The sequence below is a fragment of the Arenibaculum sp. genome (assembly GCF_035998295.1).
Taxonomy (GTDB): Bacteria; Pseudomonadota; Alphaproteobacteria; order Azospirillales; family Azospirillaceae; genus DASYHS01.
Genome location: NZ_DASYHS010000148.1, coordinates 1 through 26187 on the forward strand (window position 1 = coordinate 1; position 26187 = coordinate 26187).

The following is a 26187-nucleotide window of genomic DNA, read 5'->3' on the forward strand; positions in this document are numbered from 1 at the left end:
GCCGGCCTCGTCCAGGTGGACGGGTCGTCCGGATCGCATCCCGTGTCCCGCCACAAGACGGCCCGGGCCTCGTCCGCCAGCCCGCGCGGGAAGGCCCCGTCGATCCTGACGTAGCCGGCATCGATGAACTGCTGGATCTGCGCATCGTTCAGCATGAAGGCCTCTCGCTGGTCCGGGGGAGCCGCGAAGATACCGGAACCGGCCGCCCCAATCCGATTGAAAATCCCCTCTCCCATGCAACGGGAGAGGGGGGCCCGGCCAACGGCCGAGAGGGTGAGGGCTTGCGGGGTGCTGCCCCTTTTTCCGTTGCACGCGATAGGGAAAGTCCGTTCATCCCGCGGCCGGTTGACCCCGCGATGCCGCCACTCCTATGATCCTTGCCCAGCGCCGGCCGACCCGCCGGCGCCACACCGTCACGAGCCGCGGCCGCCGGATGAACGAACGGGACCGGTCCTGGACCTTCGCCGCGAAGGCGGCGCCTCCGCCTCCCGCCTGTCCGCTTCTCGACCGCCCCCGGCTCGACCTGCCGCCCGGCGTCCCGGGCGCGGTGCGGATCGCCGTCGTCTCCGGCCCGGCCGGTTCCGGCAAGACCACGGTGCTGGCCCGCTGGCACGCAGCACTGCGCGCGCGCGGCATGGACGTGGCGTGGCTGACGCTCGACCCGTCGGACGCCGATCCGGCCCGCTTCCTCCGTGCCTCATCGGCGGTGCTCGGCTTTGCGGCCGGCGACGCGGGCGGCGTCGCCGAAGGGCTGGTCCGGCGGATGGAGGTCCGGCCGCTCGCGTTGTTCGTCGACGACTGCCACCACGCCGCCTCGCCGGAACTGCGATCGATCCTCGACCTGCTCGCGCGCTACCTGCCGGCGGGCTCGCTCCTGGCGCTCGGCTCGCGGGGCGCCCCGCCGCTGCCGCTCGCGCGCCTGCGCGTCGGCGGCGGGCTGCTGGAGATCGGCTGGGACCGCCTGCGCTTCACCGACGCGGAGGCGCAAGCCTGGCTGGAGGAGGCCGTGCCCGGCCTGGCGCCCGGCACCGCGGCGCTGCTGGCCGGCCGCATCGACGGCTGGGCCGCCGGCCTCGCGCTGGCGACCCGCGCGCTCGCCGCCGGCACGCCGGCGGACGCCTTCTCCGGCGACCGGCCCGAGGTGGCGGAGTACCTGTGCGAGCAGGTCCGCCCCTGCCTGCCGGACGGGCACTGGCGCTTCCTGCTGCGCACCAGCCCGCTCGACGTGCTGTCGGGGCCGGCCTGTGCGGCGCTGACCGGGCAGGCGGACGCGGTCGGCACGCTGGAGGCGCTGGAGCGGGCGGGCGCGTTCGTGTCGCGCGACGGCGACGTCTGGCGCCGCCCCGCCCTGGTCACTGACTTCCTGCGCCGCCGCCTCGCGGTCGAGGAGCCGGAGGCGGAGACCGCCCTGCACCTGCGCGCGAGCCGCTGGCACGAGGAGGCGGGCAGCGTGCCGGACGCGCTCCGCCATGCCATCGCCGGCCGCTGGTACGACCGCGCGGCCGAGCTTCTGGTCGCCGAGGGGCGCGAGCTGTTCCGCCAGCCGGACTTCCGCCAGCTCCGCTCCTGGATCGAGCGGCTGCCCCAGGCCGCCGTCCGCGCCCGGCCGGAGCTGTGCGCGCTCCATGCCTGGTCGCTGGCCTATCTCGGGGAGTTCCGGGCCGCGCGGGCGGGGATGACCGCCGCGCGCGCGGCACTCGCCGGCGCCGCCGGGACGCCGCGCCGCGTCCGGGTGGATGCCGAGCTGCGGGTGCTGGACGCCACGCTCGGCATCATCCAGACCGACGATCCCGTGGCCGACGGCCTCGATCCCTCCATCCTCGGCTCCTTCGGCGAGGACGACCCCGTCCTGCACGCCTTCGCCGAGGTGATGCTCGGCTACGCCGCCCGCGGTGCCGGCGACCTGGAGCGTGCGGCGGCGCTGTGCCGCCGGCCGGCCGGCCGCGCGGCCCGGGTGGGCGCCTCCCTGGTCTTCCAGCTCGCGCGCTTCAACCAGGCGACGATCGAACGGCTCGCCGGCCGGTCCGACGCCGCCGAGGCCGTCGTCGGCGACGCGCTGGCGGTCTCGCGCGAGCGCGGCTGGCTGGATGCGACCGGCTGCGGCTTCCTGCGCGTCGCCGCGGCCGTGCTGCACCTGGACGGCCTGCGCCCCGCCGACGCCCTGGTCGAGTTGGACGCCGCCGTGGCGGTCCTGGAGGCGACCCAGGCCTACGGCTTCCTGGGCGTCGCCCTGGTCGAGCGGGCCCGCGCGCTGCACGCGCTCGGCCGGGAGCAGGAGGCGGACGCCGTGCTGGCCGACGCGCGCCGGCTGGCGGACCGGCACGACGTCGTCCGCGTCGGCTTCCGCGCCGACCTCGCGGCGATGCGCTTCGCTTCCGACCGCGGCGTTTTTGCTCCCGGCCCCGTTCCCGGCCCTGCGGCGGCAGGCCGCGCGGCGGGGACGCCGGCGCGCGACGACGGCGTCTTCCCGGAGCGGCACGAGGCCTGGCTGGTCGAGCGGCTGCGCCTGATGCTCGCCGGCGGCCAGCACGCGGAGCTGCTGCGCCTGAGCGTCCCGGCCCTGCGCAGCGCCGGGGCCGCCGGGCGCGTGCGCCACGCGGTCGAGTTCCTGGTGCTGCAGGCGGCGGCGTGGCGGGAGCTCGGCGACCCCGAACGCGCGGTGCGCAAGCTCGGCCACGCGCTGCGCCTCGGCAGCGGCGATCCGGTGCCGCGCGCCTTCGTGACGGCGGGCGACGGGATCGAGCCCCTGCTCGGGCTGCTGGCGGGCGACGGCGAGCTGGGCGGCCGGGCGCGGCGCCTCCAGGCCCGCCTGGCGGCCCGGGACGGCGGGGCGGGTGCTGAGCCGGCCGCCGGCCTCCACCATCGGGAGGTCCAGATCCTCCGCCTCGTGTCGGAAGGCCTGCGGAACCGGGAGATCGGCGAGCGTCTCCAGGTCTCCGAGGAGACGGTGAAGTGGTACCTGAAGCGGCTCTACACCAAGCTGGAGGTCGAGACGAGGACGAGCGCCGTCGCGCGCGGGCGCGAACTCGGCGTCATCTCGTGAGCGGGCCCCGAGCGGAACGGGGATATGCGGTATTTTGTGGTTTTCCCCCCTTTCGAGGGGTGACCGGATCGTGAAGAGCCGCTAACCTGCGGCAACAACAATATGATAATCCGCCGGCGACAGCATTGGCGGAAGGAACGTGGGAGGGGCGCTTGGTATCCGTTTCGATCCACCCGTGGGGCCGTCTCAGGCATGTTCCGCGGGCCGCGGCCGGCGGCCCGGTGCGCGCGTGCTGACCCCGCGCCGCGCGGCGCCGCGGCTCCATCGTCGCCAGAAGCTTGGGTCCGGCGGTCGCCGGAAGCCGGGAGGTATGCCCGTATGAGCGAGGACATCATCCTCGAGACGCGGGGCCTGACCAAGGAATTCAAGGGATTCGTCGCGGTCCGGGACGTCGACCTGAGGGTCCGCCGCGGCACCATCCACGCCCTGATCGGCCCCAACGGGGCAGGCAAGACCACGGTCTTCAACCTGCTCACCAAGTTCCTGATCCCGACCAGCGGCACCATCCTCTACAAGGGCGAGGACATCACCGGGACCAAGCCGGCCGACGTCGCGCGCAAGGGGATCGTCCGCTCGTTCCAGATCTCGGCTGTGTTCCCGCATCTCTCCGTGCTGGAGAACGTGCGCGTCGCCCTGCAGCGGACCCGCGGCGGCAACTACGACTTCTGGCGCCCGGAACGCGCGCTCCACGGTCTCCACGACCGCGCGATGGAGCTGCTGGAGGCGGTGAACCTCGCCGACTACGCGGCCCTGCCGGCGACCGAGCTGCCCTACGGCCGCAAGCGCGCGCTGGAGATCGCGACGACCCTGGCGCTCGATCCCGAGCTGATGCTGCTGGACGAGCCGATGGCCGGCATGGGCCACGAGGACATCGACCGGACCTCCGCCCTGATCCTGCGGGTCTCGGCCAACCGGACCGTCCTGATGGTCGAGCACAACCTCTCGGTCGTCGCCGACCTCTCCGACACGATCACCGTCCTGCGCCGCGGGGAGATCCTCGCGGAAGGACCCTACGAGCAGGTCTCCAAGGACCCGCAGGTGATGGAAGCCTACATGGGGACGGGACATGCCTGAGGGCGGTGCTGCGACGACGGCGATGCTCGAGATACGGGACCTCCACGCCTTCTACGGCGAGAGCCACGTCCTCCACGGCGTCGGCCTGGAGGTCCGCCAGGGCGAGGTGGTGACCCTGCTCGGGCGCAACGGCGCCGGCAAGTCGACGACCATGCGCTCGATCATGGGGATCGTCGGCCGGCGCACCGGCTCGATCCTCTACCAGGGGCAGGAGCTGGTCGGCGCGCCCTCGCACAAGATCGCGCGCCTCGGCATCGGCTACGTGCCGGAGGAGCGGGGCATCTTCTCCAGCCTCAACGTCGAGGAGAACCTGATGCTGCCCCCGCAGGTGCGGGAAGGCGGCATGCCGGTCGACGACATCTACCGCCTCTTCCCCAACCTGCTCGAACGCCGCCGCAGCCAGGGTACGCGCCTGTCCGGCGGCGAGCAGCAGATGCTCGCGATCGCCCGCATCCTGCGCACGGGCGCCAACTTCCTCCTGCTCGACGAGCCGACGGAAGGGCTGGCGCCGGTCATCATCCAGCAGATCGGCCGGGTCGTCCGGGAGCTGAAGAAGAGCGGGTTCACGATCCTGCTGGTAGAGCAGAACTTCCGTTTCGCGGCGACCATCGCCGACCGTCACTACGTGATGGAGGAAGGCCACATCGTCGACATGATCCCCAACGAGCAGCTCGACGCCAACATGGACAAGCTGCACGAGTATCTCGGGGTATGATCCCCCGGGAAGAACGTGGGTTATACAACCAGAAGTAAGATAGGGAGACCCTCACGATGCTCAAGACGTTTCTGCTCGCCGGTACGGCGATCGCGATCGGCGCGGGTGCCGCCGGCAGCGCCTCCGCGCAGATCTCGAACGACGCCGTCCGGATCGGCGTCCTGAACGACCGCTCCGGCATCTACGCCGACCTGTCCGGCGAGGGATCGGCGGTCGCGGCCCGCATGGCCGCCGAGGAGTTCGGCGGCAACATCGCCGGCGCCCCGATCGAGATCGTGGTCGGCGACCACCAGAACAAGGCCGACATCGCCGCCAACACGGCCCGCCAGTGGGTCGATACCGACAATGTCGACGTCGTCGCCGACGTGCCGAACTCGGCCGCCGCGCTGGCGGTGCAGGAGATCATGCGCGATCGCAAGCACATCCTCCTGATGTCGGGCCCGGGCAGCACCGACCTGACGGGCAAGGCCTGCTCGCCCTACGGCTTCCATTGGACCTACGACAACTACGCGATGGCCGCCGGCACCGGCCGCGCCATGTACGAGCAGGGCAATGAGAAGTGGTTCTTCCTCACTGCCGACTACGCCTTCGGGCACTCGCTCGAGAACGAAACGACGAAGATGGTGCAGTCGCTCGGCGGCGAGGTCGCCGGCACGGTCCGCCATCCGCTCGGCACCGCCGACTTCTCGTCCTTCCTGCTCCAGGCGCAGGGCTCGGGCGCCGACGTGATCGGCCTCGCGAACGCGGGCTCCGACACCACCAACGCGATCAAGCAGGCCTCCGAGTTCGGCATCACCCAGGCCGGCCAGAACCTCGCCGGGCTGCTGCTCTTCATCACCGACGTCCATGCCCTCGGCCTGGAAGCGGCGCAGGACCTGATGCTGACGACCGGCTTCTACTGGGACCGCGACGACGCGACGCGTGAATGGTCGGCGAAGTTCGAGAGCCTGCACGGCTCCAAGCCGACCATGGTGCACGCCGGCGTCTACTCGGCCGTCCGCCATTACCTCCAGGCGGTCAAGGACGCCGGGACCGACGATGCCGACGCCGTCTCGGCGAAGATGCGCGAGATGCCGGTCAACGACATGTTCGCCAGCGACGGCAAGATCCTGCCGAACGGCCGGATGGTCCACGACATGTATCTGGCCCGCGTCAAGAAGCCGTCGGAATCCCAGGGCCCCTGGGACTACTACGAGATCGTCAGCACGATGCCGGCGGACCAGGCGTTCCTCGCCCCGGCCGACAGCGGCTGCGCGCTCGTGAACTGAACGGCCGCTTCCAAGGTCCGCGCGAGAGTGTAAGGAGGCCTCATGTTCGAGCTGCTGGGGGTGCCGCCCCAGGTCCTGTTCGGCCAACTTCTGCTGGGTCTGATCAACGGGTCGTTCTACGCCCTGTTGAGCCTGGGCCTGGCCGTCATCTTCGGCATGCTCAACGTGATCAACTTCGCGCATGGCGCCCAGTACATGCTGGGCGCCTTCGCGGCCTACCTCCTGGGCCAGTATGCCGGGATCGGCTACTGGTGGTCGCTGCTGCTGGCCCCGCTGGCGGTGGGCGCGTTCGGCATCGTGCTCGAGAAGACGATGCTGTCCCGGCTCTACAAGCTGGACCACCTCTACGGCCTCCTGCTGACCTTCGGCCTCGCCCTCATCATCGAGGGCGTCTTCCGCCAGGTCTACGGCGTCTCGGGCCAGCCCTACCCGATACCGGCGCTGCTCCAGGGCGGCCAGAACCTCGGCTTCATGTTCCTGCCGAACTACCGGGGCTGGGTCATCGTCGCCTCCCTGTTGATCTGCCTCGCGACCTGGTACGCGATCGAGCGGACCCGGCTCGGCGCGTATCTGCGCGCCGCGACCGAGAACCCGGTCCTGGTGCAGGCCTTCGGCATCAACGTGCCGGTGATGATCACGCTGACCTACGGGTTCGGCGTGGCGCTCGCGGGGTTCGCAGGCGTGCTGGCGGCGCCGATCTACCAGGTCAACCCGCTGATGGGATCGAACCTGATCATCGTCGTCTTCGCGGTCGTCGTGATCGGGGGCATGGGATCGATCCTCGGCGCCATTCTCACGGGCTTTGGGCTGGGCATCCTCGAGGGGCTGACCAAGGTGTTCTATCCCGAGGCGTCCAACATCGTGATCTTCGTGGTCATGGCCATCGTGCTGTTGATCAAGCCCGCCGGACTGTTCGGGCGCGAAAGGTGAACCCATGGCGACAAACACCCAGACCGCAGGCACCCTGCGCCAGGACACGATCAACCCGACGGCGCGCAATGCCCTGATCGTCCTGGGGCTGGCCGTGGCGATCGCGGCGCCCTTCGTGCTGTATCCCGTGTTCCTGATGAAGCTGCTGTGCTTCGCCCTCTTCGCCTGCGCGTTCAACCTGCTGATCGGCTATGTCGGGCTGCTGTCCTTCGGCCATGCCGCGTTCTTCGGCGGGGCCGCCTACGTCACCGCGCACGCGGCGAAGGTATGGGGCCTGACGCCCGAGCTGGCGATCCTGCTCGGCGTCGCGTCGGCGACCCTGATGGGCCTGGTGTTCGGCTTCATCGCGATCCGGCGCCAGGGCATCTATTTCGCGATGGTCACGCTGGCCCTGTCGCAGATGGTCTTCTTCGTGGCCCTGCAGGCGCCGTTCACGGGCGGCGAGGACGGCATCCAGGCGGTGCCGCGCGGCCACCTGCTGGGCCTGATCGATCTCTACGTCCCCCTCAACATGTACTACTTCGTGCTGGCGGTGTTCCTGTTCGGCTTCGCCCTGATCTGGCGCACGGTCGAATCGCCGTTCGGCCAGGTGCTGAAGGCGATCCGCGAGAACGAGGCGCGGGCCGTCTCGCTCGGCTACAAGGTCGACCGCTACAAGCTGATGGCCTTCGTGATGTCGGCGGCGCTGGCGGGGCTCGCCGGCGGCACCAAGGCGCTGGTCTTCCAGCTCGCGTCGCTGACCGACGTCCAGTGGCAGATGTCGGGCGAGGTCGTGCTGATGACCCTGCTGGGCGGCATGGGGACGCTGTTCGGCCCGGTGGTCGGCGCGGCGCTGGTCGTCACCCTGCAGAACTATCTCGCCGGGACCCAGCTTCCGGTCACGGTGGTGACCGGCGCGATCTTCGTCGTCTGCGTGCTGCTGTTCCGCCGCGGCATCGTCGGCGAGGCGCTGCGCCTGATGGGCGCGAAGAGGAACTGAGGCGGAGGGCGGGGCCGGAGCGCGCCGTGACCGGGCTCGAAATCGACCACGTCTTCGTCTTCACCCGGCCGGGCGCTCCCGAGGCGGCGGCCCTGGAGGCCGCCGGCCTGCGCGAGAGCTTCCGGCGCGCGCATCCCGGGCAGGGGACGGGCAACGTCTGCTACTGCTTCGACGACGCCTATCTCGAATTGCTGTGGGTCGTCGACCCGGACGAGCTCGCCTCGCCCGCGGTCGCGCCGACCCGGCTGGCGGAGCGCGCCGCCTGGGAGCGGACCGGGGCCTGCCCCTTCGGCATCGCCCTGCGCGGGGCCGGGCCGATGCCGTTCGCGACCTGGGACTACCGCGCGCCGTTCCTGCCGGCCGACATGGCGATCCCGGTCGCCGAGGCCAGCGCCGACCCCGCCCAGCCCTTCCTGTTCCGCTCCCCGGGGACGAGCCGCCCGGACGCCTGGACCGACGGCCGGGCCGGGATGCGGCAGGCCGCGGCCGGGCTCGCGGGGATGGGTGCGGTCCATCTCGACGTGCCGGCCGGCGTCCGGCCCGCGCCGGCGCTGGCGGCGCTGGAGAGGGCGGGGCTGCTGACGGTCGCGACCGGCGCTTCGGCCTGGTCCATGCGCCTCTCCCCGGCGCGCGCCGGCGGCGGCGCGCCGTTGCGCCTGGCGCTGCCCGGCTTCGCGGTCGCCGGCTTCTCGGTCGGATGAGCGCCCGGGCGGCGGCCGTCCCGCGCCGCCGCCGTTGACCCCGCCGAAGGGTTGACCGCATTGTTCCGGGGACAGCCCTTCCGGATGGAACCAGATCGCAGATGCGCGCCGTGACCCTATCGCTCAGCTTCCACGCCGCGGCCCGCGACGCGCTGCTCGACCGGCTTGGCCGCGCCCTCGCCGACTGATGACCACCGATGGCCCTGGAGGCGAAATGAGCTGGACCGGCGTCTACGCCTTTCCCGAATGCGCAGAAGGCGCGCGGCGGCTCGCCGACGAGCTCGGCGTGCCGTTCCACGTCGCCGAGCTGCACCGCTTCCCCGACGGCGAGAGCCTGGTGCGCCTGCCCGAGCCGGTCCGGCGGCCGGTCCTGTACCGCCCGCTGCACCGCCCGAACGACAAGCTGGTGGAGATCCTGCTCGCCGCCTCCGTGCTGCGGCGCGGCGGTGCCGAGACGCTGTGCCTCGTCGCCCCCTACATGCCCTACATGCGCCAGGACGCGGTGTTCCGGCCGGGCGAGCCGGTCAGCCAGCGCGTGGTCGGCGACCTGCTCGCCGCCGCCTTCGACACCGTGGTCGTGGTCGAGCCCCATCTGCACCGGACCGGCGACCTCGCCGCCGTCTTTCCGGCCGCACGCGCCGTCGCGGTGTCCGGCGCCGGGCCGATCCGCCGCCACCTCGAGGCCGGCGATACCGCGCCGGACACGCTCGTCGTCGGGCCGGACGAGGAGTCCGAGCCGCTCGTCGCCGCGATCGCCGGGCCGCTCGGCCTCGACTGGGCGGTCGCGCGCAAGGAGCGCCGCGGCGACCGCGACGTCACCGTGACGCTGCCGGACGCCCCCGATCCCGCCGGCCGGCCGACCCTGGTCGTGGACGACGTCATCAGCTCCGGCCACACCGTGCTCGACTGCGCCCGGGCCCTGCGGGCGCGCGGCGCCGCCTCGGTCGGGGTGGTCGCCGTGCACGCCCTGCACGACGCCGCCGCCGAGGCGGCCATGCGGGCCGCCGGCATCGGCGCCGTCGCGTCCTGCGACGGGGTTCCCCATGCCTCCAACCGCATCCCGCTCGCGTCCCTGATCGCCGAGGCCCTGCGCGACGGCGCCTGATCCTATCCGGCCGCGGTAGCGCATTCGCGTATGCACGGAACCCGACTGCCGAAGAGCAAGGCCGGCGGAGCAGCCCTATCTTCGTTCGGAAGGGTCCGGATAACTGTCGAGGGTGAGATGCGTCGCTTCCTGTTCTCGTTGCTGCTGGCCGTCGTTTCGTCCGCTTCCGCGGCGGGGGCGACCGAGTTGCGGGCGGGCAGCATCGTCTACCGGATCGTCGAGGTGGACTGGCAGGACCGGCTCGAGTTCCGGGACGTCGTCTACGAGACCGAGGATGCCTTCCTCGTCGTCCGCCTGGCGGTCCGCAACGACGGGACTGCCGTCGCGGTGGTCAAGCCGCCCAAGGTCGTCCATTCCGAGCACGGCGCCGTCGAGGCGAGCTGGAAGCGCTGGGTGCTGCCGCTGAGCTTCGACCGGTTCGAGGCGGTGGCGCCCGGCTCGGAAAAGGTGTTCACGCTCGCCTTCGAGGTGGAGCGCGACGACGGGTACCGGCTCCTGGAGGCCGGCGGCGGGGAGGTCGAACTGCTGTCGGACCGGCCGGCCGCCGGCGACCCGATGGTCTGAAGGCCGTTCCGGCAGGTTTCCGCCGGCAGTTTCCCGCCGTCAGCGTCCCGCCAGCAGCGCCGCGACCGGGGCAAGCGCGACGACCCAGCTGGCAAGAGTGGCAGCCGTGAGAAAGAAGGCGCGTATCCGGAGGCTGCAGATCGACATCCGAACGTAGTTCCCATGGTCTCGACTGGAGTCAGCATAAAGCAGCCAAGTCGTTCCTGCCATACGAAAGGAGCGATTAATCCGCCAGGACAGGAGTAGTTCGTTTCCTCGGGCCGCTCATGCTCCGGGTGCCTGGACCGGCGGCCCCGCGCGGCCCTAACTTCCGGGACGGGACGACAGCGAAACCGATCGGAGACGCCTGCCTTGGATGCCGCCCTGGACGCTGCCGTCGCAGTTCAGCCGGAAACCGCCGTCACCCTCCCTGCCTCCGGCGGGCGGGTGCGGGTCTGCGTCTGCGTGGCGACCTGCGGCCGGCCCCAGGGGCTGCTCGCCCTGATGGCGGGCCTCGCCGGCCTGCGCATCCCCGCGGGCGTCGCGGTCGAGGTCGCGGTGGTCGACAACGACCCCGCCGGGTCTCCCCCGGGCCTGGCCGAGGAGGCCCGCGCCCGGTGCGGGCTGCCGCTCGTCTGGCTGGCCGAGCCGCGCCGGGGCATCTCCTTCGCGCGCAACGCCGGGCTGGACCATGCGCGCCGCCACGCGGACTTCATCGCCTTCATCGACGACGACGAGACGCCGTCGCCGGACTGGCTGGCGGCACTGCTGCGGGTCGCGCTCGCGACCGGCGCCGCGGCGGTGGTCGGCCCGGTCCTGCCCCGGTTCGCCGTGCCGGCGCCGGCATGGGCGGTCGACGGCGGGTTCTACGCCTGCCTGGGCGGCGGCCTCAACGGGACGGAGCCCGGCGACGGCGAGCCCGCGCGGCTGTGCATCAGCGGCAACGTGCTGGTCAGGACGCCGCTGGTCGGCGGGCCGGACGGGTTCCGCTTCGACGAGGCCCTGGCGCTGACCGGCGGCGAGGACACGCTGCTGTTCGCGCAGATGCGGGCGGCCGGGCATTCGATCGTCTACGCGCGCTTGGCGATCGTCCCCGAGACCGTGCCCGAAAGCCGCCTGCGCTTGGCCTGGCTGCTGCGCCGCTGGTACCGCACCGGCAACACCGACGCCTTCGTCCGCGCGAAGGCGGGATCGGGCCGGGCGCGCCTGGCGGCCGAGGGCGTCGCCAGGATGGCGGCCGGGGCGGCGCTGGCGGCGGCCGCAGCACTCGCCGCGCCCCGGCGGCCCGGCCGGGCCCTGGCCCGGGTCTACACGGCGGCACGCGGCGCCGGTATGATCGGCTTCGCCTTCGGCCGGTCGGTCGAGGAATACCGCAGGATCCACGGGAGCTGAGGCTCTCCCGCGCGGCGGAAAGCCGCTCTATTCGAAACGCGACCGGACGGTCGCCTGGGGGGCGCCGGCGTGGAAGGCGCCGTCTCCGGTCGGCAGCGGGCGTGCCGCGGCCTCGCCGGCGAACGGGCTCTGGGCGGAAGGGACCCGCCGGCTGGCGGAGCCCATGGCCTCGATGTGCTCGCGCATGCGCGCGACCCAATGCTCCATCGAGGCATGCCGCTCGATCCAGCGCCGGCCTTCGGCGCCGAGGCGGGCGGCGAAGGTGGGGTCGGCGGTGACCGCCGATATGGCCCGCCGCCAGCCCGCGACGTCCCCCGGATCGACCAGCAGCCCGTTCACCCCGTCGGTGATCACGGACGCGCGCCCGGACGTGCGGGTGCAGATCACCGGCTTGCCCATGGCCATGCCCTGCAGCACGGCGGTCAGCCCGGCGGCGGTGTCGTTCTCGTGCAGCGGCACGGCGACGGCCGTCAGCTCGTCGTAGAAGTCGCGGATGCCGTCGACCTCGAGCTGCCGCAGCTCCACGTTGGCGGGCAGCCCGTCCGCGGTGATGCCCGGGTCCTTGCGCGACCATGGCGACTGCGGGTTGACCAGGAAGCGCACGCCCGGCAGCCCGGCCGCGGCCTCGACCAGCGTCGGGTAGTCCCTGAACTCGACGCCGGCGGCGCCGACGGTCGGGCGTTCGGGCGGGCGGGGGCTCGGCCGGTACCACTGCTGGTCGACCTGCAGCGGCACCAGGGCGACCCGGTCGGCCGGGATGCCGAACGTCGTCGCCGCGGTGCGGCGCTCCGACTCGGTATGGACGAGGACGAGGCCCAGCGTGTCGGCGAACCCCGTGAGGGCGTGCAGGAGGCGCTTCTTGGCGTTGGCGACGCCGATCAGGGTCGTCAGGTGCGGGCGGCGTTCCCCGAGGAACCGCTGCCCGACCGCCAGCCACACCGCGAGCTGGTCGCCCACCGTCACCACCGCGTCGTAGCGCCGCCGCGCGGCGATCGCCCGCAGCGCCAGCGCCGCGTCCGTCCCCAGCAGCCGGCCCGCCGCGCGCAGCACCGGCGACGGGGCGGTCTCGACGGTCGTGGCGTCCACCACCTCCACCGTCCAGCCGCCGTCGCGGGCCATCGTCTGGGCGAGCTCGCCATAGTCGAAGCGGGGCCTCGGCTCGTTCTCGCCGAAGGTCTTCTGCTTCATGTACTGCCTTCCGGCCATGACGATCAGGAGGCGGCGTTGGGCTAAATCGGTCATGCTCTCCTACCGGAAAGGTTGCGCCGCGTCACGGGATCGGGCGTGGGCGCGAGAGGAACAACCCAAGCCTAGCGCAGCCCGGCACGGTGCGCTGAAGGCGTACGGGTGATTGGAAGGGAAGAGTTGAGGTAACGACGTCAGGTTCGCCTCGTCTCGATAGAAAGGGGTGCACGCATCCCTATGTGCCATCGGTACACCCCTCCGGGGGCATGCCTTCCGCTTCGGCCGGTGTTATCCGGAGCGGGTGGGCCGCCCCGGGTACTCCCGAAATATCTGGTCCCGAGCGTCCGGCCCGCTGCCCGGAGAAGCGGCAGCGGCGGACGGGTAACTGCCAGGAAACAGATTTAATGCCCTTAAACACTACCGTTTCCCGGAGTGTCCCACGAATCTATGGGACAAGAACGGTCACCACCGAACTACCCGGAACTTTGGCTGTTGGTGGTCCCATGTTTGCGCGGTCCGCAACGAGGCGGCCGCGTCAATGGCGTATGACTGCTGAAGGGCTAGTATGGTAGATAACATCGAAAACGGCGCCGGGCATCGATCCCCGGGCGTCTTCGTGGACCTGCTGCCGGACGAGGCGGTGGATCGGCGGGACGCTGTCGGCACGGAGTTCTCTTTCTATGCTGCCGCCAAGCGTCTCATGGACATCGTCGGCGCTTCGCTTCTGCTCGCGTTCTTTCTGCCGGCTCTGCTGATCATAGGCTGGCTGGTCCGGCAGGACGGAGGGCCGGCCCTGTTCAGGCATCCCCGCATCGGCCGCGACGGGCGCGTCTTCATGTGCCTGAAGCTGCGCACCATGGTCGTAGACGCCCAGCAGAGGCTGGACGCGCTGCTCGCCCGGGACCCCGTGGCGCGGATCGAATGGCAGCGCAGCCAGAAGCTGTCCGACGACCCGCGGGTGACGCGGCTCGGGCATTTCCTGCGCGTCACCAGCTTCGACGAGCTGCCGCAGCTGATCAACGTGCTGCGCGGGGAGATGAGCCTGGTCGGTCCGCGGCCGATCACCCACCAGGAGATCGCGCGCTACGGGGCGCTGGCCTCCGATTACCTGTCCTGCCGGCCGGGGATCACCGGCCTGTGGCAGGTCAGCGGGCGTAGCGGCATCGATTACGGCCGCCGCGTCCAGCTCGACAGCGAGTATGCCCGCAACGTCTCGCTGCGCCTCGACCTGGCGATCCTGATCAGGACGGTCCGCGTGATCCTGACGCGTGACGGCGCCTGCTGAGCCCGGGGAGGCGGTCATGCGAGCCCAGGCACCCATCGTTTCCGTCGTGATCCCGGCCCGCAACGCCGCGTCGACCATCGACGCGGCGCTCGACTCGGCGCTGCACGGCCAGGAGGTGCCGCTGGAGGTGCCGCTGGAGGTGATCGTCGTGGACGACGGGCCCGCCGACGGCTCCGGCGACGACACCGCGTCGCGCGTCGCGTCGCGCCTGCCGGCCGAACCCCGCCTGCGCCTGCTGCGGACCGCCGGCGGCACCGGCGCGTCCAACGCCCGCAACCTCGGCATCGAGGCGGCGGCCGGCGCCTGGATCGCGCCGCTCGACGCCGACGACCGCTTCGCGCCCGGCCGCCTCGGCCGGCTGCTCGCGCTGGCGCGCGACCACGGCGCGGACATGGTCGGCGACGACATGGTCCTGGAGCCCCAGGGCGGCACGATGCCGGAAGCGTCCGGCCGGACCGCCTTCGCCGTGGGCCACCCGCCGCATCTGGGGCTGGTGGACGCGCCCGGCTTCGTGCTCAACAACATGTTCCACGCCGAGCGCATGGGCTGGGGCTACATGAAGCCCTTGATGCGCCGCGACCTCCTCGTCTCGACGGGGCTGCGCTACGACCCCGCGGTCCGCATCGCCGAGGACTACCACCTCTACCTCGACCTGATCGGCGCCGGGGCGCGCTTCCTCTACGCGCACGAGCCGCTCTACCACTACGCTTTGACGCCGGGCAGCCTGTCGCGCAGCCTGGGGCCGCGCGACCTGGAGGTGCTCGCCGACCGGACGCGGCGCGACCTCGGCCGCGCGCGGGCGGCCGGCGACGGCCGCCTCGCCGACGCGCTCGTGCAGCGCCTGGCGGGGATCGAGTCGCTGCTTCTCTACGACCGCTTCGTCGGCGCCTTGAAAGGCCTGCGCATCCCGGCCGCGCTCGGCCTCGGCCTCCGCTTCCCGGTCCTGTGGCCGCTGATCCTGCGCTACGGCCGCGAGAGCATCGGCAAGCGCCTGGCGGCGGTCCGGGCATGACCGGGGTGCCGATCCGCAGGAACACGCCCATCGGGGCGCCGATCGGGGGGCCGATGCCGGCCTATGGCCGCATGCCCGCGGCCGTCGAGACCGGCGTGCTGGAACGGCTGCTCGCCCGGGTCGAGCCGCTGCTCTACATCTACGTGATCGCGTTGAGTTCGGGCGCGCTCGGCTTCATCGACATCCTGGTGACCGGCGACGCCTATGTCCGGCAGGACACCAGCCTGTTCGCGCGGCTGCAATGGCCGATGATCTACCTCGCCTTCGGGGCGCTGGCCTGGATCCATGGGCGGGCGGCGGTCGGCGCCGCGATTGCGGCCTGGCCGATCCTGCTGTGGCCGGCCGTTGCCTGGCTGTCGGTGGTGTGGTCGGTCGATCCCGCGACGACGCTGGGCCAGGCGCTCCGGTTCTCGGTCACGGTGCTGATCGGCGTCCTGATCGGCGTGCGCCTGTCGGTGCCCCGGCTGGCGGTGATGGTCTTCTTCGTCACCCTGGCGGGGGTCGGGCTCTCGGTCCTGCTGACGCTCGCGGGCGTCGGCTTCGCGCTGGCGCCGGGCGGCGACGCGCGCGGCATCTACTTCCACAAGAACATGCTCGGCGGCCAGGCGGTGCTCCTGTTCGCGCTATCGGCGGTGCTGCTGCTGCGCGGCCGCCTCGTGCCGTTCGCGCTCGTCGGCTGCATCGCGGCGCTGCTCGCCACCATGCTCAGCGACAGCGCGACCTCGGCGGCGGTGACGGCGCTGCTGCTCATCGGCCTGCCGCTGCTCGCCGCGCTCGCGATGAGGCCGCTGGCGGCGGCGACCATGGTCTTCACGGCGCTGCTCTTCGCCTCGGTGATCGCGCTGCTGTTCCTGCATTACGGCACCGACCCCTATACCGAGGCCCTGCGCCTGCTCGACCGCGACCCGACGCTGACCGGCCGGTGGGACCTGTGGGACGCGGCACTCGCGCAGATCGGCGACCGGCCGGTGCTCGGCTACGGCTTCGCCGCTTTCTGGACCGCCGGCGCCGACTGGCGCACGCAGGCCGTCCTGGCCGAGCTGGGCGACGTCGGCCACTTCCACAACACCTTCCTCGAGATCGCGGTCCAGCTCGGCCTGCTCGGCGTCGCGCTGGTCGCCGCCGTCCTGCTGCTGTCGTTTGCGACCTGGATCCACGCGCTGGTCCGCCGGCGCGACGTGATCCTCGCCTGGCCGCCGGCCTTGTGGACGCTGCTGATGATCGCCGGCCTCGCGGAGGTCGTCCTGTTCGTGAAGCACGGCCTGTTCCAGATCCTGTTCGTCGCGCTCTTCGTCCAGATCGTCCTGCTGCGCCGCTCGCAGCCGGACCCCGCCGGAGGGGTGCAGTGACCGACGCCGCGAACAAGGCCGCGAACGCATCCGCCGAGGGCCTGCGCGTCCTCTTCTTCGGCCATGACTGCACCGAGAGCACCGTGATCAAGCGGGCCCGGAGCCTGATGGCGCAGGGCATCGCCCTGACCGGCTTCATGTTCCGCCGGGAGAAGCTGAACCGCGGCTTCGCGCCGCCCTGGCCCAATGTCGAGCTGGGCGTCACCGCCGACCGGTCCTACGCCCGCCGCCTGCTGGCGCTCGCGCGCGCGCTGCCGGTCCTGGCGCGGCACCGCGGCCGGCTGCGCCGGGCCGACGCGATCTACGCCCGCAACATCGACATGTGCCTGCTGGCGCTCGCCTCGCGGCTGATCGCCGGCCGGCGCATCCCGATCGTCTACGAGGTGCTGGACGTGCACCGCCTGTTCACCGCGCCGGGCGCGGCCGGCGCCGTGCTGCGGTGGTGCGAGCGGCGGATGCTGGCGCGGGTGGACCTGCTGGTGGTCAGCTCCGGCGGCTATGTCGAGCGTTATTTCCGGCCGGTGCAGCGTTACCTCGGGCCGTGGTTCCTGTTGGAGAACAAGGTCCGCCCCGGCAAGGACGGGCTGCCGGCGCCCGATGCGGACCGGCAGCCGGCGCCCGGCGGGCGCTGGCGGATCGGCTGGTTCGGATCGCTGCGGTGCGAGGAGAGCCTTGCGCTCCTCGCCTCGATCGCGCGCACGCTGCCCGACCGGGTCGAGATCGTGCTGCGGGGCGGCTGGCCTCTGGCGGTCGGGCGGGACGGCATGGAAAGGCTGCTGGCCGCGCATCCCAACATGCGCCACGGCGGCGAGTACCGGAACCCCGACGACCTCGCGGCCCTTTACGGCGGGGTGGACTTCTACTGGGGGCTGGACTTCCACGAGAAGGGGGCCAACTCCGACTGGCTGCTGCCGAACCGCCTCTACGAGGGCGGGCTGTTCGGGGCGGTCGCGATCGCCGCGCGCGGCACCGAGACCGGGCGGCGCGTCGAGGCCGAGGGGCTCGGCTGGGCGTTCGAGGCGCCGTACGACGTCTCCGTCGCACGATTCCTGGAGACGTTGCGGGTCGAGGACTACCGGGCCTGCCGCGGCACGGTCCTGGCCGTGCCGCGGGGCAGGTTCGTGGAGACGGACGACGCCGCGCGCCTGTGCGCGCTGATCGGCCGGATGGCGGCGGCGGGCTCGGCCGAACCGCTCGGCCGAAAGGGGTGGTCCGAAAAAACGGGGTAGTGCCGCTCCCGCGTCCGGCTACTCGCCCTCGTGGGGCCGTTATCCCGAATACCACCTCCGCGCGGGACTGCGAGTCTCTAGGATCGCGGTTGAAGCCACGGAGAAACACTGGGAGCGCGCATGACCGTCGCGGGTCTGATCGCCTTGGCCGCCTGTTGTTCGTTCATGGCCCTGGCCCTGCATCCTTTCACGGCCTATCCGCTGTCGCTGGCGCTGCTGCGCCGCCTGCGGCCGCAACCCGTGCGCCCGGTCCCGGACGGCGGGCCGCGGAGCTTCGCGGTGTGCCTGTGCGCCTACAACGAGGAGGCGGTGATCGAGGACAAGGTCCTGAACCTGCTGGAGATGCGCCAGGCACTCGGCGGCGCCCTCGACATCCTCGTCTACGTCGATGCCGCGACCGACCGCACGGCCGAGCTGCTGCGCCGGCACGAGGACGTGCTGACGCTCGTCGTCTCGCCGCAGCGCCACGGCAAGACGCACGGCATGAACCGGCTGGTCAGCCTGACGCGGGCGGACGTCGTGATCTTCACCGACGCGAACGTACGCATCGACCCCGAGACATTGCCGAACCTGGCGCGCTACTTCGCCGACCCGTCCGTCGGCTGCGTGTGCGGGACGCTGACATACACCAACGACGACGAGACGCCCACGGCCGCCAGCGGCGCCGCGTACTGGCGCCTGGAGGAGACGATCAAGCAGCTCGAGAGCGACACCGGCTCCGTGATCGGGGCCGACGGCTCCGTTTTCGCGATCCGGCGCGAGCTGCACCGTCCGGTGCCCGAGGACATCATCGACGACTTCCACGTCTCCCTGTCGATCCTGTGCGACGGCCGCCGCGTCGTCCGCGCACCCGACATCCGCGCTTACGAGAAGGGCGCGACCAGTTCGGGCGACGAGTTCCGGCGCAAGGTCCGCATCGCCTGCCAGGCGGTCAACGTCCACCGCCTGCTGCGGCCGCGGATCGCGCGTACGGACCTGCTGACCCGCTACAAATACGCCTCGCACAAGTGGCTGCGCTGGATGACCGGCTTCCTGCTCGCCGCCGCGGGGCTCTCGGGCCTGCTCTTCCTCTGGCTCGCCTTCCAGTGGACCGGCCTCGCCGTGGCGTTCGCGGGGGCCGGCGCCGCGGCGCTCCTGGACCGGCTGGGCGTGGCCCGCGTCCGCACGGTGCGGGAGATCCTCTCGGCGTTCGCCGCCACGGCGGTGGGCGTCCTGCGTTCCTACCGGGGCGACCGGTTCCAGACATGGACCCCGGCGCAGTCGGTCCGCCGCGCGCAATGACGATGCCTCCGAATCAGACGACGGCACCCCCGAACCAGACGATGGCCTAGACGATGTTCCAGCTCCCCCAGCAGCCGCCGATCGGATACCCGCCCCAGAACGCGAGCAGCGTGCCGCCGCCGATGCCGGCTCCGCGCACCGAACAGCTCGCCTTCGGCGACTTCCTCGGCATGCTGCGGCGCCACCGCATCGCGTTCGCTCTGGCGGTCGTGCTGTCGACGGTCCTGGCGCTGGCGGTGGCCCTGACGCAGACGCCCCGCTACTCGGCCTGGACCGAGCTGCTGATCGACCTGCGCAAGCCGAACGTGCTCGAGGGCGGCGGCAGCATCGTGCCCGACATCCCGGTCACCTCGAACATGGCCACGGCGGCGATCCGCGGCGAGATCGCCCAGATCGGCTCGAACGAGATCGTCGGCCGGGTGGTCGACCGGCTCGGGCTGGTCCAGGACCCCGAGTTCAACGGCCGCCTCGCCAAGGAGCTGGCGCCGCCGCCCTCCACCGTCGAGCTGTGGTTCGAGGAGCTGAGCGCCGCCCCCGGCGCGCTGCTCGACTGGACCGCCGAGACCCTCGGCGCCGCCCCCGAGGACGAGGAGCCGGTCGCGGCCGAGGACGGGGAGAACACGTCGCCGGAGCGGGCGAGGGTGATGCGCAGCGTCGCGCGCAACCTGAGCGTCGCCAATGACGGGCGGTCCTTCGTCCTCTCGATCGGGTTCTCGTCCGAGAACCCGCGCAAGGCGGCCCTGATCGCCAACACCTTCGCCGAGGAGTACCTGGCCTCCCAGGTGCGCCTGAAGCAGGAGGCGCTGAAGCGCGCCCAGGACTGGCTGAACGAGCGCGTCCTGGCGTTGCGCCAGGAGGTCGAGGCGTCGAACCGCTCCGTGCTTCAGCTGCGCGACGACAACCAGATCGTGGAGCTCCAGAACGGGACCGTCACCGCCCAGCAGCTGGCCGAGCTGAACTCGCAGCTGATCCTGGCGCGCTCCGGCCGCGCGCAGGCCGAGGCCCGCCTGCGCAGCGCCCAGCAGCTGACGAGCGACAGCGGCCGCTACGACGGCACGCTGGAGGTGTTCCAGGCCAGCGCGGTGCAGGGCCTGAAGCAGCAGGAAGGCGACCTGCGCCGCGAGGAGGCCGAACTGGCGAGCCGGCTGGGCCCGCGCCATCCCGACCTGATCCAGGTCCGGGCCGAGCTGGAGGCGATCCGCGGCAAGATCGACGACGAGGTCGACGCCATCGTCCGCGGCCTCCAGAACGAGGTCAACGTCGCCACCTCGCGCGAGGCAAGCCTGCAGCAGGCGTTGCAGGCGCTGGAGGAACGGGCCACCAACGCCGGCCGGACCCAGATGGAGATCCTGCAGATCGACCAGGACGCCCAGACCAGCCGCGCCCTGCTGGACAGCGTGCTGACCCGCTACAAGGAACTGATCGAGCAGACCGACCTGCTGGAGCCGGACGCGCGCACCATCTCGGAAGCCGCGGTTCCGCTGTCCCCGGTCGGCCTCGGCCGCAAGCAGATCGTCGCCGCCGGCCTCGGCCTGGGCGCGATCCTCGGCATCATCGTCGTGCTGGTGCTGGAGCAGGTGACGCGCGGCTTCCGCAGCTCCGAGGAGGCCGAACGCCTGCTCGGCATGCCGGTGCTGGGCGCGATCCCGCGCCTGCGGTTCGGGCGCTGGCGCAACCCCGTGGACTACGTCGTCGACAAGCCGCTCTCGATCTACGCGGAATCGCTGCGGCGCCTGTTCGCGACCATCCGGCTGATGGGGCGCCTCAGGCAGGGATCGGTGCTGGTCGTCTCGTCCGCCGTCCCTAACGAGGGCAAGACGACGCTGGTGATGTCGCTGGCCCGGATGCTGGCCGGGGCGGGCGTGCGCGTGCTGGTGATCGAGGGCGACCTGCGGCGGCCGTCGCTGTCGGCGATGTTCCAGCCCGAGGACCCGGCGGGCCTGTGCGAGGTGCTGGCCGGCCAGCGCGAACTGGCGACCACGCTCCACACCGACCCGAAATCCGGCGCGCACGTGCTCCTGGCGGGCCGGGCCGCGTCCGACCCGGCCGACATCCTCGACCCGCGGCGGGTGCGCGGGCTGTTCGACGAGGCGCGCCGGCGCTACGACCTCGTCCTGGTCGACACGGCCCCGGCGATGGTGATCTCCGACACGATCGTGATGGCCGAGCAGGCGGACGCCGTGATCCTGGCGACCCGCTGGTCGAGCACGCCGCGCAAGGTCGTGATCAAGGCGGCGGCGCTGCTGCGCGAATGCGGCGCCAACCTCGTCGGCACGGTGCTCTCGCGGGTCGAGACCCGGGCCGAGCAGGACGTCGGCGCGGTGTACCGCAGCGCGAAGCGGTACTATGCGAACTGAGCCGCGCGCGCATGGCGGGATGCCGACCGTCTCGGTGATCGTCGCGGCCTGGAACGCCGAGGCGACCCTGGAGCGCGCCGTGCGCTCGGCGCTCGGCCAGACCCTGCGCGAGGTGGAGGTGATCGTCGTCGACGACGCGTCGACCGATGGCACCGCCGGCCTCGCCCTGCGGCTCGCGGGGGAGGACCCGCGCGTCCGCCTGGTCCGGCTCGAGCGCAACCTCGGCCCGGCGGCGGCGCGCAACGCCGGCCTGGACGCGGCGTCGGGATGCTGGGTGGCGCTGCTGGACGCCGACGACGGCTTCGCGCCCGGCCGCCTCGCCGGCCTGCTGGCCGAGGCGCGGGCCGACGGCGCCGACATGATCGCCGACAACCTGCTGCTGGTCGAGGACGGCCGGCCGCCGCGCCCCATGATCGAGGCGCCGTTCGAGCGGGAGGTCGTGACCCTGGCGCGCTTCCTGCTCGGCAACCTCCCCGACCCGCGCCACCCCCGGGTCGGCTACGGGTTCCTGAAGCCGGTGCTGCGGCGCCGGTTCCTGGAGACGCACGGGTTGCGCTACGAGGCCGGCGCCCGCTTCGCCGAGGATTTCGGCTTCTATACCCGCTGCCTCGCGGCCGGCGCGCGGTTCCTGCTCGTGCCGGACGCCTGGTACGAATACCGCATCCATCCCGGCTCGCTGACCGCCAACCACTCGATCGAGGATCTGCGCCGCCTCAGGGCCATGGACGACGACCTCGGCCGGCGCATCCGCGCGATGGGCGACCAGGCCGCGGCCGCGGCGCTGCGCCGCCACCGCCGCACGATCGACCAGCGCCTGTTCTGGCGCGTCTTCATCGAGGACGTGAAGCGCCGCGCCCCGGCGGCGGCGCTGGCGACGCTGGCGCGCAGCCCGCATGTCTGCGCCTACATCATGCGCCAGTGCCTGGCCGTAGCGCTCGAGCGCTCGCGCCGCCGGCTGCTCGCCTCCGACGCCTGACCCTCGGGCGTTTGAGCGGATTCAGGAGCCGGCCGCGAACCACACCAGCACGGCGCCCGTCGTCAGCATCGACAGCGCGGTCGTGACCAGGACCGCGCTCGCGGTCGGCAGGACGTGGATGCCGTAGCGCTGGGCGAAGACGAACGCGTTGGCGCCGCTGGGAAGCGTCGCGCATACCGTCGCGACCGCGAGCTGCAGCGGCGCCAGGTCGAAGACGTGGCGTCCCAGCAGCCAGACCGCGGCCGGCAGCGCCAGCAGCTTCAGCACCACGACCATCAGGCTCGGCCCCATCAAATCGCCCCCGCGCAGCCCGACCAGCCCCGCGCCGAGCGAGAACAGCGCGCACGGCACGGCCGCGCCCGCGAGCATCGCCAGCAGCCGGTCGGCCGGTTCCGGGATCGGGATGCCGAGCGTGCCGACCGTGAGCCCGGCGAGCACCGCGATCACGATCGGGTTGCGCGCGATCGAGGCGAGCGTCGTCCCCAGCACGGCGAGCGGCCGGCCGCGCCCTTCGGCGCGGTCCATCTCCACCAGGACCGTGAAGCCGCCGATCAGCAGCGCCGCATGGAACGTCACGATCAGGAGGTGCTGTGCCAGCCCGGCCTCCCCGAACGCCGCCAGCGCCAGCGGCACTCCGATCTGCACGGTGTTCGAGAAGGTGGCGCCGATGCCGAGCACCGCGCTGCCGGAGAGGCTGTCGCGCAGCAGGTAGCGCCCGCCCAGCACCGCGACCGTGCCGACGATCAGCACCGCCGCGTAGTAGGCTTCCAGGATCGCCAGGTCCTCGCGGCCCGGCAGCCCGGCCTCGGCCATGGCGCGGAACAGCAGGGCCGGGATCGCGAGATGGAAGACGAAGGTGGTCAGCCCGCGCGCCGCCTCGGCGGAGAACAGCGGCGGCCGGCCGAACGCGAAGCCGGCGAGGATCAGGCCGAAGACCGGCAGGACGATGTCGAGGATGACGTGCATGTCGGGCGGACCGGGGAGGGGCCGCCACCATGGCGCGGCGCCGGGAGCGTGGCAAGTACCTACCCGCCTGTCCACATGACCCCGGGTCGGGGAGGGACTACGATCCGGCTTTCACGGACATGAGGAGCCACGGCGATGAACGAAGCTGCTTCCGTTCGCTGGGTGAGCGGCGACCTCTACGAGCCCTATGTCGGACGCTGGAGCCGACTGGTGGCTCGCGAGTTCCTGAATTGGCTGGACGCCCCGGCCAGGCTCGACTGGCTCGACCTGGGCTGCGGCACCGGGGTGGTGCTCGAGGCGATCGCCGGACGATGCGCGCCCGCTCACCTGGCCGGGGTCGATTCGTCGGCCGGCTTCCTCGACTTCGCCCGTCTGCGGCTGAAGGATACGGGCGCCGAGCTGCACCGGGCCGATGCCCGCGGACTGCCCTTCGCCGCGGCTCGGTTCGACCGCGTGGTGTCCGGCCTCATGCTCAACTTCGTGCCCGACCAACCGCTCGCGGCGGCCGAGATGGCGCGGGTCGCCCAACCGGGCGGCGAGGTGGCGCTCTACGTATGGGACTATGCGGAGGGTATGGAGATGATGCGCCGCTTCTGGGACGCGGCGGCGGCCCTGGACCCGCAGGCCGCCGAACGCGACGAGGCGCGGCGTTCTCCGATATGCCGGCCGGAGCCCCTGCGCCGCCTGTTCGAAGGCGCCGGCCTCACGGAGGTGGAGACCCGCGCGATCGACGTGCCGACGGCGTTCCGCGACTTCGACGACTACTGGGTTCCGTTCCTGGGCGGGCAGGCACCGGCGCCCGCCTACTGCATGTCGTTGACGGAGGAGGGGCGGACGGCCCTGCGCGAGCGGTTGCGGGCGTCCCTGCCGGCGCAGGCGGACGGCAGCATCCGTCTCGTCGCGCGTGCCTGGGCCGTGAGGGGCCGCAAGGCCTGACCGGACGGATATATACCCGGCCGATGTGGCGTCGGGTTGTAGCATGTGCCACTCTTGCGCCTTCCGATCTTTCGGGGAGGGCGACATGGCGAAGAAGCGTTCCGGTGCGAAAGCGAGCGAGATCCTGTCGGTGGGCGCGAGCCCGATGGTTTCCGCAGGGGCAAGCCCGATGGTTTCCTCAGGGGCGAGCCCGATGATTTCCGCAGGGGCGAGCCCCATGGTCTCCGCCGGCGCCAGCCCGCAGGTCACGATCACGGCGACCATGGCCGCCAAGTCCCTGCCGCAGCAGGTCTCGGCGCTGATCGCGGCGGGGGTGAGCGCCCAGATCAGCGTGCGCGGCAGCGGCAAGGACCTGCGCGACGTGCTCGATCGCATGGCCGACCGGATCGACGACGTGTCGGCCATGATCTCCGTCCGCGGCGCGCCGCGGAAGTGACGGCCGGGTTCGGGGAGGGGAGCCTCCCCGGCTGGGCGCAGGCGGCGCTCGATCTGCTCGCCTGGGCGGCGGGCGGGGAGCCGCCGCGCCGTCCCTGGCCGCCGGCGGTGGTCGAGGAACTGCGCCGGCGCAACCTCGACGGCCTCCACTATCTGGCCTTCGATCCCGGCCACCCGCGCCAGCGGCTCTACGACGCGGTATGGCGCGCACAGCGCGCCGCGACCGCGGAAATGCTGCGCACGCTCGACGCTTCCGGCCTCACCGTCCTGGCGTTCAAGGGCGCGGAGATCGCCGAGCGCTGGTTCGGCTCGCGCCCCATCGGCATCTTCGCGGACTGCGACCTGCTGGTGCCGCGCGAGGAGGTCGTCGAGGCGATGGCCGTGCTGTTCGGCTGCGGCTTCCGCCCGCGCTACTTCGATGCCGAGGCGGGCCGCCTCGTCCCGTTCGACATCGCCGCGATCGGCGCGATCCTTTCCGAGCATTACGAGATCCCGCCTTTTTGGCGCTTCCAGCCCCTCGACCTCGATCCCGAGGCGATCGCCGCGGTCGGGCCGCAGGACGCGGAATCGGTCCTCGTCTCAGGCGGCGCCGCGCAGCTCGCGGTCGCCTTCGACGTGCATCACGGGCTCGCGGTCGACCTCGACCCGGCGATCTTCCTCGACCGCCGCATTCCCGGCCCGTTCGGCGCCGGCTTCTCGCCGACGCCCGCCGACCACCTCTGGTGCCTGCTGGTGCGCTACTACAACGAGGTGGCGCTGAACGGTAAGGACACGCTGCGCGACCTCGCCTACGCCGCGCTGCTGGTCGGCCGGGCGGAGATCGACTGGGAGCGGGTCGTCTCCCTCACGCACGGCCACGACACCCGCCCCGGGCCGTTCTACCTGCTGTCCTGGCTGGACGGGCTGGTCCCGGGCTGCGTGCCGGGCGCGGTGCTGAGCGAGCTCGACCCCCGCCGCGGCTCCCGCGCCCGCGACTTCGGCTGGCTGGCCGGCCGCCTGCTCGGTGCGGTGGAGCCGAACCCGTTCGGGGCCTAATACCGGCTGCTGGTGAAGACGTCTCCGTCACGGATGTCGGACGAGGGCAGGCCGCCAGTGGAAGAAGGTTTCGGACCCGAACGGGTTTGAGGGGGGCGGTGAGGTTGTGGTATCGCTTGACGGTGGCAATCTTAAGTTCGTCGAGCGCGTCGAAATGGCCGTTAGTTAGTGATGATCCGGTTCGTTAAGGGCCCTGGGCTCCGGCCCGGGCTCGGAGCACCGCCCGTCGGAGACATGTATCGGGACTACGCGGCCACGATCAACCAAAGGTACTGAGAGGTAGTCGAAAGCGGAGAGATGATGCTCAACCCGATCGCCCGCCACGGGTTCCTACCGTTACCCCTCTTCGTAGAGGCTGATCGGCTGGATTCACGGCGCTCGGCGGGCGGTG

At 72.0% G+C, this 26187-nt stretch carries 22 protein-coding genes; 20 read left to right on the top strand and 2 right to left on the bottom strand.

Annotated elements, in window-relative coordinates; all coding sequences use genetic code 11:
• Positions 1–433 precede the first annotated feature (433 nt).
• The 10 genes from VGO20_RS14600 (at position 434) to VGO20_RS14645 (ending at position 11750) form a co-directional block, all read left to right on the top strand.
• Positions 434–3043 (top strand): winged helix-turn-helix domain-containing protein, encoded by a 2610-nt coding sequence (locus VGO20_RS14600; protein ID WP_327503097.1) that lies wholly within the window; start codon positions 434–436, stop codon positions 3041–3043.
• Between the two features lie 318 nt (positions 3044–3361).
• Positions 3362–4117: an ABC transporter ATP-binding protein gene (locus VGO20_RS14605; RefSeq protein ID WP_327503098.1), complete on the top strand. Its 756-nt coding sequence runs from the start codon at positions 3362–3364 to the stop codon at positions 4115–4117.
• Positions 4110–4832 carry an ABC transporter ATP-binding protein gene (locus VGO20_RS14610; RefSeq protein WP_327503099.1) on the top strand — a complete coding sequence of 241 codons (723 nt, stop codon included), beginning with the start codon at positions 4110–4112 and terminating at the stop codon, positions 4830–4832. Before VGO20_RS14605 ends, VGO20_RS14610 begins: the two co-directional genes overlap by 8 nt.
• 56 nt (positions 4833–4888) lie before the next feature.
• Complete coding sequence (locus VGO20_RS14615) at positions 4889–6100, top strand: ABC transporter substrate-binding protein (protein WP_327503100.1); 1212 nt, start codon at positions 4889–4891, stop codon at positions 6098–6100.
• Positions 6101–6142: 42 nt separating this feature from the next.
• Positions 6143–7030, top strand: a complete 888-nt coding sequence (locus VGO20_RS14620; RefSeq protein ID WP_327503101.1) for a branched-chain amino acid ABC transporter permease — start codon at positions 6143–6145, stop codon at positions 7028–7030.
• Between the two features lie 4 nt (positions 7031–7034).
• The gene (locus tag VGO20_RS14625; RefSeq protein ID WP_327503102.1) at positions 7035–8009 is read left to right on the top strand and encodes a branched-chain amino acid ABC transporter permease; all 975 of its coding nucleotides are present in this window, start codon (positions 7035–7037) and stop codon (positions 8007–8009) included.
• Between the two features lie 26 nt (positions 8010–8035).
• Positions 8036–8710 (top strand): VOC family protein, encoded by a 675-nt coding sequence (locus VGO20_RS14630; protein WP_327503103.1) that lies wholly within the window; start codon positions 8036–8038, stop codon positions 8708–8710.
• Positions 8711–8924: 214 nt separating this feature from the next.
• A complete protein-coding gene (locus tag VGO20_RS14635) occupies positions 8925–9815 on the top strand; it encodes a ribose-phosphate diphosphokinase (protein WP_327503104.1) in 891 nt (296 codons plus the stop codon).
• A 117-nt stretch (positions 9816–9932) separates the two neighbouring features.
• Positions 9933–10379 (top strand): hypothetical protein, encoded by a 447-nt coding sequence (locus VGO20_RS14640; RefSeq protein ID WP_327503105.1) that lies wholly within the window; start codon positions 9933–9935, stop codon positions 10377–10379.
• Positions 10380–10730: 351 nt separating this feature from the next.
• Positions 10731–11750, top strand: a complete 1020-nt coding sequence (locus VGO20_RS14645) for a glycosyltransferase family 2 protein (protein ID WP_327503106.1) — start codon at positions 10731–10733, stop codon at positions 11748–11750.
• A 27-nt stretch (positions 11751–11777) separates the two neighbouring features.
• On the opposite strand, the gene VGO20_RS14650 is transcribed toward VGO20_RS14645, so the two are convergent.
• Positions 11778–12992, bottom strand: coding sequence for a glycosyltransferase family 4 protein (locus VGO20_RS14650; RefSeq protein WP_327503107.1), 1215 nt, complete (start codon positions 12990–12992; stop codon positions 11778–11780).
• Positions 12993–13500: 508 nt separating this feature from the next.
• On the opposite strand from VGO20_RS14650, the gene VGO20_RS14655 reads away from it, so the two are divergent.
• From VGO20_RS14655 to VGO20_RS14685, 7 genes are all read left to right on the top strand, one after another.
• Positions 13501–14220: a sugar transferase gene (locus tag VGO20_RS14655; protein WP_327503108.1), complete on the top strand. Its 720-nt coding sequence runs from the start codon at positions 13501–13503 to the stop codon at positions 14218–14220.
• 16 nt (positions 14221–14236) lie between these two features.
• Positions 14237–15232, top strand: coding sequence for a glycosyltransferase family 2 protein (locus VGO20_RS14660; protein ID WP_327503109.1), 996 nt, complete (start codon positions 14237–14239; stop codon positions 15230–15232).
• Entirely contained in the window at positions 15229–16581 is a 1353-nt protein-coding gene (locus VGO20_RS14665; RefSeq protein ID WP_327503110.1) for an O-antigen ligase family protein, read from the top strand. Before VGO20_RS14660 ends, VGO20_RS14665 begins: the two co-directional genes overlap by 4 nt.
• Complete coding sequence (locus VGO20_RS14670) at positions 16578–17810, top strand: glycosyltransferase (protein ID WP_327503111.1); 1233 nt, start codon at positions 16578–16580, stop codon at positions 17808–17810. Before VGO20_RS14665 ends, VGO20_RS14670 begins: the two co-directional genes overlap by 4 nt.
• Before the next feature lie 120 nt (positions 17811–17930).
• On the top strand, positions 17931–19091 hold the full coding sequence (locus tag VGO20_RS14675; RefSeq protein WP_327503112.1) for a glycosyltransferase: 1161 nt from the start codon (positions 17931–17933) through the stop codon (positions 19089–19091).
• Between the two features lie 53 nt (positions 19092–19144).
• The gene (locus VGO20_RS14680) at positions 19145–21448 is read left to right on the top strand and encodes a GumC family protein (RefSeq protein WP_327503113.1); all 2304 of its coding nucleotides are present in this window, start codon (positions 19145–19147) and stop codon (positions 21446–21448) included.
• The gene (locus VGO20_RS14685; protein WP_327503114.1) at positions 21438–22424 is read left to right on the top strand and encodes a glycosyltransferase family 2 protein; all 987 of its coding nucleotides are present in this window, start codon (positions 21438–21440) and stop codon (positions 22422–22424) included. Before VGO20_RS14680 ends, VGO20_RS14685 begins: the two co-directional genes overlap by 11 nt.
• Positions 22425–22445: 21 nt before the next feature.
• On the opposite strand, the gene VGO20_RS14690 is transcribed toward VGO20_RS14685, so the two are convergent.
• On the bottom strand, positions 22446–23390 hold the full coding sequence (locus VGO20_RS14690; protein ID WP_327503115.1) for an AEC family transporter: 945 nt from the start codon (positions 23388–23390) through the stop codon (positions 22446–22448).
• 135 nt (positions 23391–23525) lie between these two features.
• Between VGO20_RS14690 and VGO20_RS14695 the strand changes: the two genes are divergently transcribed.
• From VGO20_RS14695 to VGO20_RS14705, 3 genes are all read left to right on the top strand, one after another.
• Positions 23526–24326 carry a class I SAM-dependent methyltransferase gene (locus tag VGO20_RS14695; RefSeq protein ID WP_327503116.1) on the top strand — a complete coding sequence of 267 codons (801 nt, stop codon included), beginning with the start codon at positions 23526–23528 and terminating at the stop codon, positions 24324–24326.
• Positions 24327–24411: 85 nt separating this feature from the next.
• Entirely contained in the window at positions 24412–24762 is a 351-nt protein-coding gene (locus VGO20_RS14700; RefSeq protein ID WP_327503117.1) for a hypothetical protein, read from the top strand.
• Positions 24759–25796 carry a nucleotidyltransferase family protein gene (locus VGO20_RS14705; RefSeq protein ID WP_327503118.1) on the top strand — a complete coding sequence of 346 codons (1038 nt, stop codon included), beginning with the start codon at positions 24759–24761 and terminating at the stop codon, positions 25794–25796. The genes VGO20_RS14700 and VGO20_RS14705 overlap by 4 nt, the downstream gene beginning before the upstream one ends.
• The last annotated feature ends 391 nt before the right edge of the window (positions 25797–26187 follow it).